Origin of the sequence: Persicobacter psychrovividus (genome assembly GCF_036492425.1) — a bacterium.
Classification (GTDB): domain Bacteria; phylum Bacteroidota; class Bacteroidia; order Cytophagales; family Cyclobacteriaceae; genus Persicobacter; species Persicobacter psychrovividus.
The window spans coordinates 600958-614463 of sequence record NZ_AP025292.1 but is presented as its reverse complement, the minus strand read 5'-3'; the positions used below and the strand labels follow the sequence as shown (position 1 = coordinate 614463).

General features: G+C 41.3%; 9 protein-coding genes. 4 read left to right on the top strand and 5 right to left on the bottom strand.

The features are described 5' to 3' along the window. Window positions 1-676: 676 nt before the first annotated feature. Together AABK40_RS02695 and AABK40_RS02690 are read right to left on the bottom strand one after the other, a co-directional pair. The gene (locus AABK40_RS02695) at window positions 677-2281 is read right to left on the bottom strand and encodes a RagB/SusD family nutrient uptake outer membrane protein (protein ID WP_338397574.1); all 1605 of its coding nucleotides are present in this window, start codon (window positions 2279-2281) and stop codon (window positions 677-679) included. A 6-nt stretch (window positions 2282-2287) separates the two neighbouring features. Further along, window positions 2288-5476 (bottom strand): SusC/RagA family TonB-linked outer membrane protein, encoded by a 3189-nt coding sequence (locus tag AABK40_RS02690; protein WP_338397573.1) that lies wholly within the window; start codon window positions 5474-5476, stop codon window positions 2288-2290. Window positions 5477-6569: 1093 nt separating this feature from the next. Here AABK40_RS02690 and AABK40_RS02685 point away from each other — a divergent pair. After that, a complete protein-coding gene (locus AABK40_RS02685; RefSeq protein WP_332920798.1) occupies window positions 6570-6821 on the top strand; it encodes a hypothetical protein in 252 nt (83 codons plus the stop codon). A 40-nt stretch (window positions 6822-6861) separates the two neighbouring features. On the opposite strand, the gene rlmN is transcribed toward AABK40_RS02685, so the two are convergent. Continuing rightward, window positions 6862-7914: a dual-specificity RNA methyltransferase RlmN gene (gene rlmN / locus AABK40_RS02680; RefSeq protein ID WP_421953295.1), complete on the bottom strand. Its 1053-nt coding sequence runs from the start codon at window positions 7912-7914 to the stop codon at window positions 6862-6864. Window positions 7915-8164: 250 nt separating this feature from the next. Between rlmN and AABK40_RS02675 the strand changes: the two genes are divergently transcribed. Both AABK40_RS02675 and AABK40_RS02670 read left to right on the top strand, forming a co-directional pair. After that, on the top strand, window positions 8165-9334 hold the full coding sequence (locus AABK40_RS02675; RefSeq protein ID WP_338397572.1) for a lactonase family protein: 1170 nt from the start codon (window positions 8165-8167) through the stop codon (window positions 9332-9334). Between the two features lie 108 nt (window positions 9335-9442). Next, the gene (locus AABK40_RS02670) at window positions 9443-10330 is read left to right on the top strand and encodes an Rpn family recombination-promoting nuclease/putative transposase (RefSeq protein ID WP_338397571.1); all 888 of its coding nucleotides are present in this window, start codon (window positions 9443-9445) and stop codon (window positions 10328-10330) included. Window positions 10331-10391: 61 nt separating this feature from the next. Here the strand turns inward: AABK40_RS02670 and AABK40_RS02665 are convergent, their stop codons facing one another. Together AABK40_RS02665 and AABK40_RS02660 are read right to left on the bottom strand one after the other, a co-directional pair. Beyond that, the gene (locus AABK40_RS02665) at window positions 10392-11237 is read right to left on the bottom strand and encodes a DUF6048 family protein (RefSeq protein WP_338397570.1); all 846 of its coding nucleotides are present in this window, start codon (window positions 11235-11237) and stop codon (window positions 10392-10394) included. Further along, window positions 11200-12168 (bottom strand): DUF6452 family protein, encoded by a 969-nt coding sequence (locus AABK40_RS02660; protein WP_338397569.1) that lies wholly within the window; start codon window positions 12166-12168, stop codon window positions 11200-11202. Before AABK40_RS02660 ends, AABK40_RS02665 begins: the two co-directional genes overlap by 38 nt. A gap of 255 nt (window positions 12169-12423) precedes the next feature. On the opposite strand from AABK40_RS02660, the gene AABK40_RS02655 reads away from it, so the two are divergent. Further along, complete coding sequence (locus AABK40_RS02655) at window positions 12424-13386, top strand: ABC transporter ATP-binding protein (RefSeq protein WP_338397568.1); 963 nt, start codon at window positions 12424-12426, stop codon at window positions 13384-13386. Window positions 13387-13506: the final 120 nt, after the last annotated feature.

Here is a 13506-nt window from a genome sequence, read left to right as displayed (position 1 = left end):
ATAAACAAAAAGATGAAAATTACCTCCAAATCATTCTGATTTCAGTCGAAAAAACAGAATTTACTACCAATTTTTGAATATTTGTAAAATTTAAGCGGCTCAAAAAGGGGCAGAATGAAAATATCAAATCAAATGAGTGAATTAAATTATGGCACTGACTCCCATGTTTTATTAGAAAAATCACAATAAATAAAAGTTTAAACTTTTTCCACAAAAATTAAAATAACACAAGATAGATGTAAAAAAAAGACACAAAAGCCAACATACCTCTAATCGAATATCATTAAATAGCTTTTAAAAACGCGACCAAATACGCCGTCTACATTAAAAACCAATTAAAGAAGATGTCAATATTGAACACTTTCCATTATTGGCCAAAATTACAAAAAGCATAAATAAAGCAACTAAAATACAATTCGATCATTTGGTCAGTTATAACATTTTGATGACCAAAATTACTTTAAAGACAAAAATTCAAGAGCACCACTGTTTATTACCAAACCAAAAAAACATATAAATCCACGAAAATAATCAGCCCAAAAAAATGGCTACCCGCTTTATTGCAGGTAGCCATACAGTTATATCAGTCAATCAATTCAATCGCTAAAAATAAAATATTCTTAACTACTGAAATATTGTTTGATATTACGCAAATATTGTATTTGTAATTTTACTTTTATTCCGCCAACATTGGCGAAGGTGCTGGAACAGGTGTGTTATTCTCTGACTCAGAAATACCATTATTCGCGTTAATCTCAGCCTGAGGAACACGGAACAACAATATCGGATCTTCTTTTTCCAGGTTAATTCTAAATGCGGTAGGGTAGCTACTCTCCTTGGTCGCCTCATCTACACGTACTACTGGCTTTTTCAATCGAAGAATATCCTTCAGCCCAAAACCTTCACCCCACAATTCTAAACGGCGCTGAAAATAAATTTCATCTACCAACTGAGTGGCATCCGTTGCTTTGGAAGTGAAAGTGCTATCGCGGTAAGTCTGTATAAAATCTTCCAAAACCTGCTTTGCAACACTCACCTTACCTTCCATGGCCAATGCTTCCGCACGAATCAAGATCATCTCTTCTGTCCGCATCACAATCCAGTCCGATGCATTGGTTTTATTTCCTGGCACTTTAGTATATGCTCCAAACTTTACATTAGTATAAGGCACATAAGCAAAAGCCTCAGCGATCGGCTCTCCGCCCACCATTACACCGTCGGTAATCGGCGATTGCAGGTTTTCATCAACCCACCACCCTTTACGGACATCAGTCGTCGGTATTTGATCAAAAAACGCCTTATTGACCCTTCTGAAGTTCTGCACCGCCGTGGTATAACCATAGCCTGTCATGGAACTCAGGTGAGATGGCCAGTTGATAATCCCACTGGTTACCACACGGTTTGTAAGCGTAATCACGTTGGCCAAAATAACATTTTTATCCGCTGCATCAACAAAATTAGCTGCAGCCACCAATAAATCCTCACGGGTATATGGGCTCGTTCCCTCCATCGCTTTTTCGGCATCAGTAGCCGCCTGCGGGTAATTATGCATCAGCAGGTTGGTACGGGCGCGCAAGCCATAGGTGGCATTGAGGCTCATGGCAGATTTATCCTCAGTTGTAAAATCCTCCAACAACACGATCGCCTGATCCAGATCACTTTTAATGAACTCATACACTTCTTTAACCGTTGCCCGAGGATTATTCTTCGCTTCTTCAAAGGTGGTTTGCTCGCTTACAATTGGCACTGCTGGCGCATCCTGGTGACCGTCATAGCTCAACTGGAAAAATTGCACCAAATTCAGGTAAGCAAAAGCTCTTGCCGACTTGGCTTGCCCCAAATACCCTTTGAATACTTCATCCTCGGTGGCGGGATCAATCAGTTCAATGATATCATTGGCCATTTTAATATGGTTATAAAACAGCTTCCAGATCAACTCATTCTCATAAGAGGTAAACTCTCTGTTGGTAAAATCGGCATTTCCACTAAACCAGTTGTAACCGTTATTGTCTGTTACCATATCCTGCCCTGACTGATCGGACATCTGGCAAATGGCCGCATACCCATAATCGTAATGTCGGCTGCTTGAAAGGTCAAGCGTGTTATAGTTAATCAGGTTCGCTGCCAAACCCGCAATACTTGACTTTAGCAGTTCTGGGTTCGCCTGAATAAGCTCCTCTTTTCTTTCAGCCGTTACAATTCCTCCCTGAGGTTTTACATCCAAATCCACACAAGAAGCGGTGGCCAATCCCAGTAATGCTATTAAAACAGATTTTTTCATTTTCAATTAAAATTTAACGGTTACACCACCTGATACAGAACGGATCGGAGAATATCTAAATGACCCTGAAGAAGTAAAGCTCTGACGGGGATCAAGCCCTTTGCGAGCTGTCCACATCGCTACATTATCCGCCACCACATAGGCGCGCAAGAAAGTCAAGCCCATCTTATCCGTGATTTTTTTAGGGAAAGTGTAACCCAACGAAAGGTTGGCGACACTCAGGTAATCTGAGCTTACAAGGAATCGTGTAGAACTACTATTGACATCCAAATCTGAATTATTCAGACGCGGGATATTCGAGGATTTATTTTCTGGTGTCCATGCATTAAGGATATCTTTATGGAAGTTTGTTCCAGCATTGTTTGAACGCCCAACATGCATTAAAGCACGGTAACTCGAGTCGTAAATTTTACCTCCTAACTGATAAGCAAAACCAGCCGTGAAGTCGAAGTTAAAGGCGCGAACGGTTGTTCCGAAACCACCATATACTTTTGGCAACATGTCTTCCGTTCCGTATTGCGTTGCAGAAGACCAAACATCAGTAGTTGTACGTGCTATACTCCCATCAGCGGCTTGCTCATCTTTGTACCAAAGTGCTTTTCCCGTTTCGTGATCAACACCAGCATATTCACGAATGTACATTCTGTACTGCGACCTGCCCTCTTCGTAAATATAACTTCCATCGATATAAGAGCCGCCAAGGCTTTCTTCCAGCTTCAGGATTTTGTTCTGAAGGTGTGTTGCGTTGAAGTTGAAATCCCAGTCAACTTTACTGGTTTTCAAAATTGATGCCGTCAGGTCAAGTTCCAAACCGTGATTTTGCATCGACCCAATGTTAACGGGATAGAAAGAATAACCCAAAGAAGGAGAAACAGGCTGATAATACAGCATATCAGAAGTAATCCGCGAGAAGTACTCAAATGTACCACCAAGCTTGCCATCGAAAAGGTCAAAATCAAAACCTGTATTGAAACTGTGCGAAGTCTCCCAGGTAATATCTGGATTTCCTTTATAGGTCAATGTGGTAGCAAAATCACCACCGTTGTCAATCACCTGATACTGATCCTCGAACGGATAGTAGTTGTTGTACCCTTGTCGATCCAAAAGTTTATCATTCCCCTGCTGCCCATAGCTGGCTTTGAATTTCAGCATATCCACCCAAGGAAGGTTGGCCATAAAATCCTCTTTGGTCAACAACCAACCCATACCTGCGCTGTAAAAATTACCCCATCTATTTTTAGGAGCAAAACGAGAGGAAGCATCACGGCGGTAGGAAACTGAGGCAAAATATTTACCATCGTAATCGTACTGTATACGCGACAGGTAACCTGCGGTAGCATAAGTATCGGTATTCGAATAAGATTGTGGCTCCAAAATTCCATTATCCAATTCAGGAACATGAGGATCAAAAAGACGCGTTTTAGAACCATTCAAGTATTGGTATTTATAAGCGTACTGCTCATAACCTGCCAAAAACTCCAGGTTGTGCAAACCGAAAGATTTTGAGTAATTCAATAGGTATTGCTGAGTAACCCCAAATCGGCGACGGTTCGATACCGTTACCAAGCCACCTTGCTCTGCATACTGGCCATAAAAAGCATTATATAGGTAGTGGCTGCGCTCATTATTGACATCCGCACCAAAATTGGCAGAGAAATTCAAGTCTTCAGTAATGGTGAACTGCGCAGAACCACGGGCGTTAATTCCGTCTCCGACAAAGCGCCTGTCATCAAGCTCCATCATAGAAGCTGGATTCGACATACTCATGAATGGACGTTTGGCATTCACCGCACTTCCATCACCGAAATCATAAACCGTATAACCGTATTTATCTTTAGCAATCGACTGGTCGGTGTTTCTCACATATAATGGATAAATCGGTGCCATCATATTGGCCACATAAAACAAGTTACCCGAACTGCTATTGTCTGTTTGCGAGCTTGGAGATGCTTTATCGTAGTGTGTCAAGCCAATATTGGCACTAAACTTCACCCATTTTTTGGCTTGGTAATCCGCTTTGATACGACCAGTATAACGCTCAAATCCTGAACCGGGAGCAATCCCTTCATCATTCAAATATCCCAAAGACAAATAAAAGTTCATCTGATCTTTGGCAGCACCAGCAATACTCATATTGTACTCGCGACGTACAGCATTGGATCTGAAACCCTCTTTTTCCCAACTGTCTGGCTGGAAGTAATTATTTCCGTCTGAATACCCCAAAGTCGCATGTGGGTTCAGTTTCCCATCCATTCCGATGAAATCTTCGCCGTTGGGTACGGTATACACCTGATAACCCAAACCACCATCGGTATCATCAAACAAATTTGCACTTGCGCTCTGGTGCGCCTCGGCTGGCGTTGCCCCACCACTAATTTGTGCATTATATAGTGTTTTATAAAAAGTCTCGTAGTACTGCGCCGGATCAGTCATGACATCGTAATTTGGAACCGCACGGTTGTTCACCCCTATTTTTGCGTCCACCATAATTTGCGCCTTGCCATTCTTCCCTTTTTTAGTCGTGATCATGATCACTCCATTGGCACCACGCGCACCGTACAATGCATTGGATGCTGCATCTTTCAACACCGTTAAAGAGGCAATATCCTGCGGGTTAATACTCGACAAATCTCCATCATAAGGAATACCATCCAATACAATTAAAGGCTCGTTACTGGAGGCCATGGATCCTACCCCACGAATACGAATTTTCGCAGACTCACCTGGCTGCCCGTTACTGCTCTGAATCTGAACACCAGACAACTGACCAGCAAGGGAGTTTGTTACATCCGAAGACTGACGAGCGATAATAGCCTCCGCTTTGATCGCTTTGGCTGAACCAGTAAACTGGCTTTTCTTCGCCGTACCGTAAGCCACTACCATCACCTCTTCCAGCTGCTGAATATCGGCAGTCATGGTCATATTGATGGTCGTTTGTGAACCCACTTTCACTTCTTCAGTCGCTAAACCGATAAAAGAAAACACCAGTACGTCTTTTGGTGAGGCGGCATTAATGGAATACTGACCATTAATATCAGTAATTGTTCCTGTAGCCTTTCCTTTTAGCAGGACATTTACACCAGGAATAGCTTCATTCCCATCCTCCGAGGTTACCGTACCAGTGATGATCCTCTCTTGAGCAAAAACGTTCAAGGAAGCAACAAACACCAATACAAAAAGCATTAATTTTTTCATAAAAACAGCAGTCAATGATTAAATATAGATTGAGTATATTTTTTATTTCTGATAAACAAAACTACACAATAGAATATTCTATTCAAAAGACCTACCGCAGTACAAAATACGGATAACAAACTTTAGATCAAGTTCCAACATTTTATCACATCGATATAAAAACTACTAAAAAATTGCATTTAACGTCATCAAACACCACTTTCATTAACAATAGAGCAATTCTTAATAATTACCGAATCGATATTTATACTTATCTAAATACTTGAATTATTATATATGACAAGGCTAAAAAATATTGCAAATACATAAAGAAGGTGAGGTTTAAACAAAATTTTTACAATAATTTATTCACGAAAATTTAACGCAAATAAAATGCAAATTAAAAATCACGATTATATATATCGATCATAAAAAAATAGCAAATAAAATGTCGTACAAAAATCAAGTAAAAACCCTCAAATAATTCACTCATTCAATTATATCTAAAGGATTTACCTATTCATACACCAATGTCCGTGTTGCAAAACCAGCTGCCCACCTTAAAAATCTCAACGAAGCGGAAAGCATTTAGAAACTCAACATCTTATTACAAGTTTCGGATTTGACAATTTCGACAAGACAATAACTATCAACCGTTTATGGTAATTATATTTATATTAAAAAAACATTAAATCGAAGATCTAATTTATTATCTGTCAATATATTACCTTTCAGCATTTAGATTAAGCTGATTTTTAGTCGAATTTATCACACGTAACTATTTGTATAATCCGAACTACCTTCGTTATTTTACACTCAATAATCATATTTAAACGTAAAATAGGCCACACGCAACATTCACATAACAGTTAAATTCATTTAATTAACCCAAATAGTTATATCAGACCTATTATATTGATTTCAAAGACCGCTTTTGTTGAATTAAAACCAGATCAGCTGTGCTACTTAAGCCTCTTTTCGATGATTTAATTCAGATCAAAAAGCACATCAGGAAAACGGGAGCACCCGCCATAATAACTAAAATAATTCAATAAAATCACTTGATATTTTAATTAAAGTCATTTTTATTGTACCTTGATTTCAAACGTTTACGATGAGAACAATACAAGAACTTTTCAGACACAATTTTCGCGAGAAAGTCCTCTGTTTATCAGAAAAAGGACTGTACCCGTTATTGTCCCTGTTGAATCGTGAATATGAAAGGCCGATGTCCATGTGCGAAATTGAAGAAATCATGCGCTTCAAGGACATCATCTATACCTTCGGCGTAGATAAAACCATTGACATCTATACCAAAAGCTGGGAAACAGAAAATTATGAAATAAAAAAAAGCTATCAGAATTAAGTCTGATAGCTTTTTTTAGCTGATTACAGGAGCGATGATTTTAATTTTTTCTATTCGCTAATTGCCCACAGGCAGCATCTATATCTTTTCCTCGGCTTCGGCGAACCATTACAGTAATATCATTTTTCTCCAGAAAGTTGGCAAACTTGTCAATCTTATCCCCATCGGCATTAATAAAGTCAGCCTCTTTAATTGGGTTATACTCGATGATATTCACTTTGCTCGGTACTTTACGGCAAATTTTCAGCAAGTTCCGCGCATCTTCTATAGTATCATTGAAGTCATTGAAAACAATGTACTCAAAAGTGATTCTGCTTTTAGTAACCTTATACCAGTATTTCATGGCATCGATCAATACTGCCAAATTATTGGTTTCATTGATCGGCATAATACGATTTCGCTTTTCATCAGTTGGCGCATGCAAAGAGAGCGCCAAACGGAACTTAGCACCGTCGTCGGCAAGCTTGGTGATCATTTTAGCAACACCAGCGGTTGATACCGTGATACGGCGAGGCGACATATTCAAACCTTCTTCAGAAGTGATTTTCTCTATCGACTCCCACACGTTTTTATAATTCAGCAACGGTTCCCCCATGCCCATATACACAATGTTGGTCAATGGCTGCCCGTAATTCTCCTCCGCCTGTTTGGCAATGGTTACCACCTGATCGTAAATCTCACCCGCGTCAAGGTTTCGCTTACGATCCATATACCCTGTTGCACAAAACGAACACGAGAGCGAACACCCTACTTGTGATGACACACAGGCGGTCATTCGATCATCGGCAGGGATCAGCACGCCCTCCACCAAATGTCGATCGTATAGCTGAAAAGCCGATTTTATCGTGCGGTCTGCCGAGATTTGTGCCTCATCGACAGCAATACTGTTAATTACAAAATTAGCATTCAGGTTCTCACGAAGTGATTTGCTCAAATTTGTCATCTCTTCGAAGCTTGTTGCAGACTTTTTCCACAACCATTCATAAACTTGCTTCGCACGGAACGCCTTCTCGCCCATTTCCGTGAATTTTTCTTTCAACTGCGCCAGGCTCAGTCTTCTTATGTCCTGCTTTTCAGAAACCTTATCCATCATCTAACATTCTGTTTTGCCGACGAGCAATCGCTCACCTTTACAAAGATAATAGATATTTTGCAAAGCAAGTGCCAATAATTCAAACAATCTAATTCTGTGGCAACTGCAGCCTGCATGGTGTTCCATTCGGCGATATTGACAATAAAATTTCTCCTCTTTTTTCCTTAAAGAAGCAAATCCTGCTAACTTCCCGTTTTTAGAGCCCTGCACACGGGTATCATGAACGACACTTACCCAATTACTCACACTAATGATATACCACAACATCCACCGACTTTTATTCACAGCAATGTTCCTCGGAGCTTTGGCCTGCACAAACGAAACTAAAGAGGTAGAAAATATGAATGACGACACCAAAACAACAGCACATTTCACCTTAGCCATTGGTACTTACACCCAAAAAGAGGGGCATGTAGACGGCAAAGCTGAAGGACTGTATTTGTATGATTTTAATTCCGAAAACGGGCAACTGAGTCACCAATTCACTGCCAAAGGAATTACCAATCCCTCCTACCTGAATATCCACCCCAACGGAAAAGTGCTTTACGCCTGCAGCGAGGTACCTGAAAACACCACCGACAAAGGTGCGCCGTTCGTTGCTTATGCTTTTGATGTAGCAAAAAAATCATTGAAAGAAATCAGTAAAAATGGTACGTATGGGGCTTACCCTTGTTATGTTGAAGTTGCGCCTGACGGGAAAAATGTAGCCGTGGCGAATTATGGCACAGGAAATATTGCCGTTTTGGCTTTGGATAAAGAAGGTCATTTCTCAGGAAAAGTCAATACGGATCGACACGAAGGCGTAGGTCCCGACACCAACCGACAAGAAGGGCCTCATGCGCATATGTCCACCTTCAATCCCAAGACAGGGAATCTTTACGCTGTCGATTTGGGAACAGATGCTTTGTATAAATATAAAATCGAAGGGGAGCAACTAAGCGAACCGAAGGTCATTCAATTGCCTGCAGGCAGTGGCCCTCGGCATATGGCATTTAGCCCTGTTTCCGATTATAAATATGTAATCACAGAATTAAGCGGTAAAGTGGCTGTCTTGGATGGCAATGATCAAATCATGCAATTAGCCGAAACACGCAAAGATCCGTCGCTTCCTGCCACAGGCGGGGCGATCATCATCAGTGCTGATGGCAAACATTTATATGCCTCCAATCGCATTCCGCATAATGATGTCGCTGTATTCAGCATTGACCCGGTAAGTGGCTTACTAACTAAAAAGGGATATATTTCTGCACAGGGCACAACCCCTCGGGACATGCTTTTATCCCCTGATGGGAAATTCCTTTTGATCGCCAATCAGGACAGCAGCAATGTAACTGTGGTTCAGTTGGGGGAAAATGGGCTCAAGGTTTCTTCGGAGGTGTTCGAAATCCCTACGCCAGTCTGCCTGAAGTGGGTAAAGTGATGATCGCAGGTGCAGGGGCACGCCCTTGCATCTTTGGGTTGGCTTAACATTCATTTGTAGGTCGGAAAGATTTAGATTATATTAGGTTAAATACTAAGCCCTTAGCGAATGAAGGAAGTATATATAAATCCATTTACTGATTTTGGTTTCAAAAAACTTTTTGGTGAAGAGCAAAGCAAAGAGATGTTGATTGATTTTCTGAATCAACTTTTGCCGCCCGAAGACCAGATCAAAACCCTTACGTTTCATAAAAATGAGCATTACGCACGCACCGAAGCTGAACGCAAGGCCATTTTTGATTTATTTTGTGAGAATGAAAAGGGAGAGAAGTTTATCATTGAACTGCAGCGCGCCAAGCAGAAAAACTTCATGGAACGAACGATTTATTATGCCACTTTTCCCTTGCAAGAACAAGCTGAACCAGGAAAGGAATGGGATTTTGACCTGAAAGGGGTTTATTCCATCGGCATCCTGAACTTCATTTTGGGCTCAGCATTATTTCCAAAAGAAGATCTTTTACATACCGCCAAATTAATGAATGTAAAAACGGGTGAAGTCCTTTACGATAAATTAACTTTCATTTATTTGGAAACACCCAAATTCACAAAAACCTTGGATCAACTTGAAAATCGATTTGATAAATGGTTATTTTTGCTCAGGAACCTGCACATGTTGGAAAATCGTCCTCAACAACTGCAGGAACGTGTATTTGAAAACTTTTTTGAAATTGCTCAGATCTCAAAATTAGACAAAATGGAAGCTCATCAATATCAAGAATCACTCAAAAGCATGAGAGATTACTATAATACCATTAAGTATAGCAGGGAGGAAGGTAGAGAAGAAGGCAGGGAGGTAGGCCGAGAAGAAGGTGTTACCGCCGTTGCTATAAACATGCTAAGATTAGGTGCGGATATTGAATTTGTTGCAAAAAGCTCCAACCTCACCATTGAAGAGGTTAAGGCGCTTCAACTTAAGATTGATGAAGGCGAAAAATAAGCCATAAAAAAAGCCTGTATCGATACATGATCTATACAGGCTTTTTCATTTTCTACTCCTTCTATTTCGGCTTTGCTTTCGGAATACCCTTATCCCAGAATCGAATGGTATAATAAAGGTTCAGCTCAAAGAAATACCTTGATTTTCGTCGTAATAAACCATAGCCCGGAGCAAATGACGGCATCATAGCTACAGCAGTTCCCTGATCGGCTGTTGAGGTTCCAAATTGCAGCCCGCCAGTCCAGCCAACGCCAAAGCCTTCTCCGATATTCGCCCGGTAGCCAAACAGCAATTCATACCAACTTGTATGCGAACCCGACAGGCTCAGTGATTGATTTGAATCTCCAAAATCATTGGTAAGCAAATAACTGAAGCGCTCACTGTAAAAAGAATCTGCCCGACGCACTCCGAAGAAAACCATTGAACGATCCCAACTACGAGGCGATAAGTTCAAATCCACGCCATACTTGATATACTGCCCTTTGGACTCATAATTATAAATAGGGGAGCTCTTAATCCACGAATTATCAGCAGCAAAAATAGAATCCCGCCGAGCAGTATAAACCTGACGGCCAAACTCGGCAGATAAATGCCATCGCCCAATATCGGTATCAGCATGAATCCTCAGGTCTGAATTCCCTTTGGTAAAGGCTGTTTCTCCCAAAGACCATAAATCCACGCCTACCCGCAATGTTGAAGGAATAAACCACCCCTCCACGGCACGGTATTTATATTCTTTCCCCAATTTTTCTCGGGGCGGCCGCTCAGACATATTGGCCATATCAGCAGAATCCAGCGAGATGTCCTTATCCATAATCCCGTCGTTCCTTGTGGCAGGGTCAACATACTGCGCAAAGGCAGACAGGCCATTAATTACCAGTAAGAGGGTTAAAAAGTATTTTAACATTCGTATTATCATCAGATAAAATTTCTGTTTGAACAGTTTCTATTTTGTTGATGCTCGCATCTGGAGCGCCTTGTACTTTCAGCTGCGTATAAACCACACCTGGCCCACAACCGCTGCCTGTCAGGTATCGCCGAGCATTCACCTGTACGTTCAGTTTGCTTGTGATGCCTTCGCGTACCAGGTAGTAGTCTTGCGAAGTCAGCCCCAGGGCAATCGGTAAGTCCACGCTTGTTCGCTGTAATCCCTTCAGAATATTGATATAAGTATTATCAGGGAATACGGTATAAATGGAATCAAACTGATAAAGCTCTGGTTCGCCTGCCAAATTCTGAAAATCCACCTTCACATAATCATTGTATTCTGGGTGGCACTCCAAAACAAACTGAATATTGGGTAGTCCGCTCTTCAGATCGGTCTGTAACACTTCCCCTTCAGGAAAAACTTGCTTTCCCTGATCCGAGATGGCCATCGTCAGGTCTTTATAAACGAAACCCACCCCACAGGCTTCAGAAATAAACCTCGGAAGAACACTGTAAGTAAACTGAATAGTATCGCCAAAACCCGCCTGTTCGAGATAATAAGTAATCGTACGATCATGGGGACTCAGATTCAATCGAAATTCAGTACCTAAAGTAATAGGTTGACTGTTTCCTTCATCATCCTGTGTAATAACCTTCTGTTGTCCGCTTTCAGTAATGGCAATCATGGAATCTATCGGTACAGCAACGGGTTGTTCCTGCAATGTTCCATCTTCATTCCTGGCAAAAAAATTCCCGACAACGTAATCATTATTTTCATCAAAACACTCCTGATTATCCTTGCAGGCACTCAGTACACTGATCACAAACAGCATGAGTACCACAGGAAGCCACTGAATATTTTTTATTTTTCTAAAGCAATTATTCATCGTATCGTTAAGCCAATGCTTCATTAAACTTATAATTCTTTCAAAGGTACATTATCAATTCAATTTTCACGACCTGTACCATGATTTTATCAATAAATTCCTTGCCCACCCTGTCAGTATTGCGCCTAAATCTGACCGCACCTGAGCACCTACATCTTCCCTTTCCAAAAAGACAGGAACGCTCACTTCATCCGCCTAATTATATACATATTAAAAATCTCTATTTGCGAACTACTTCATTTTTCCCCTTATTTGTCCGAACAATCAAACCTGATTCAGATGCGCCACATTTTGGTAGAAGAGGTCTCTATGACCTACGAGAATGAAAAAAAACCCGCCCTTGACTGCATCAACCTTGATGTCGCTCAAGGAGAAATCCTTTCATTAGTTGGTGAGAGTGGCTGTGGAAAAACCACTCTGCTGAAAATTATTGGAGGATTTGAAGACCCTGAACTTGGAAAAACGTATTTCCACGGCAAAGAAACCGAAGCCGTAAAGCTGAAGCTGATCCGTGGACATGCCAATGTGCGTTACATTCAGCAGGGGCTTGACCTGAAACCTTTCTATGATGTGGCAGGGAACATTGGCGAGCATATTCGGGGTTATGTTCCTGAAGAAAGAGCGAAGAGACTCACCTACCTGATTGATTTGGTGGGGCTCAATGGAATGGACAAAAAATTGCCACGAGAACTTTCTGGCGGACAACAACAACGTGTTGCTATTGCGCAGGCTTTGGCCAAAGAACCTGAAATTCTGCTGATGGATGAACCCTTCAGCAACCTCGATACACCCACAAAAATTCAGCTGATTGCCGACATGAAAGTAATGCTCCGAAAGGCGAATATTACGGCCATTATGGTAACCCACTGGATGGAAGAAGCCCTCCGCCTTTCTGATAGAATCGCTGTGATGCGTGATGGGAAAATCATTCAGTCTGGAAGTGCTGAGGAACTTTACCGACAGCCCAACTGCCCGTATGTTGCACGGTTTTTCGGAAATGCCAATTTACTCTCTGCCCAGGATGCACAAAAGCTCGACATCAATGATGGGCAGGCGTGCTGCATCCGCTTTGAAGACCTGCAATGGAGTCAAGAGGGTATCCCTGTGGAAGTGGTCAGTTCGCAGTTTTTAGGTCCTACTGATCAATATGAGATTGAAGCCGATGGCATCCGCTTGCGCATCACCACCGATCAGGCTCCGACGGGTTTTGTAAAGGTGAAGCATGTAACAGAGTATGTCTAACCTTTAAGCACCGAATAAATAATTTAAGAGGATATTAATTTGTCCACAGATTTTTTTGATGAGGTCAATACAGATGTTACTCACAAATCAATATTTAAAATAAAAAATCATGGTAATCCT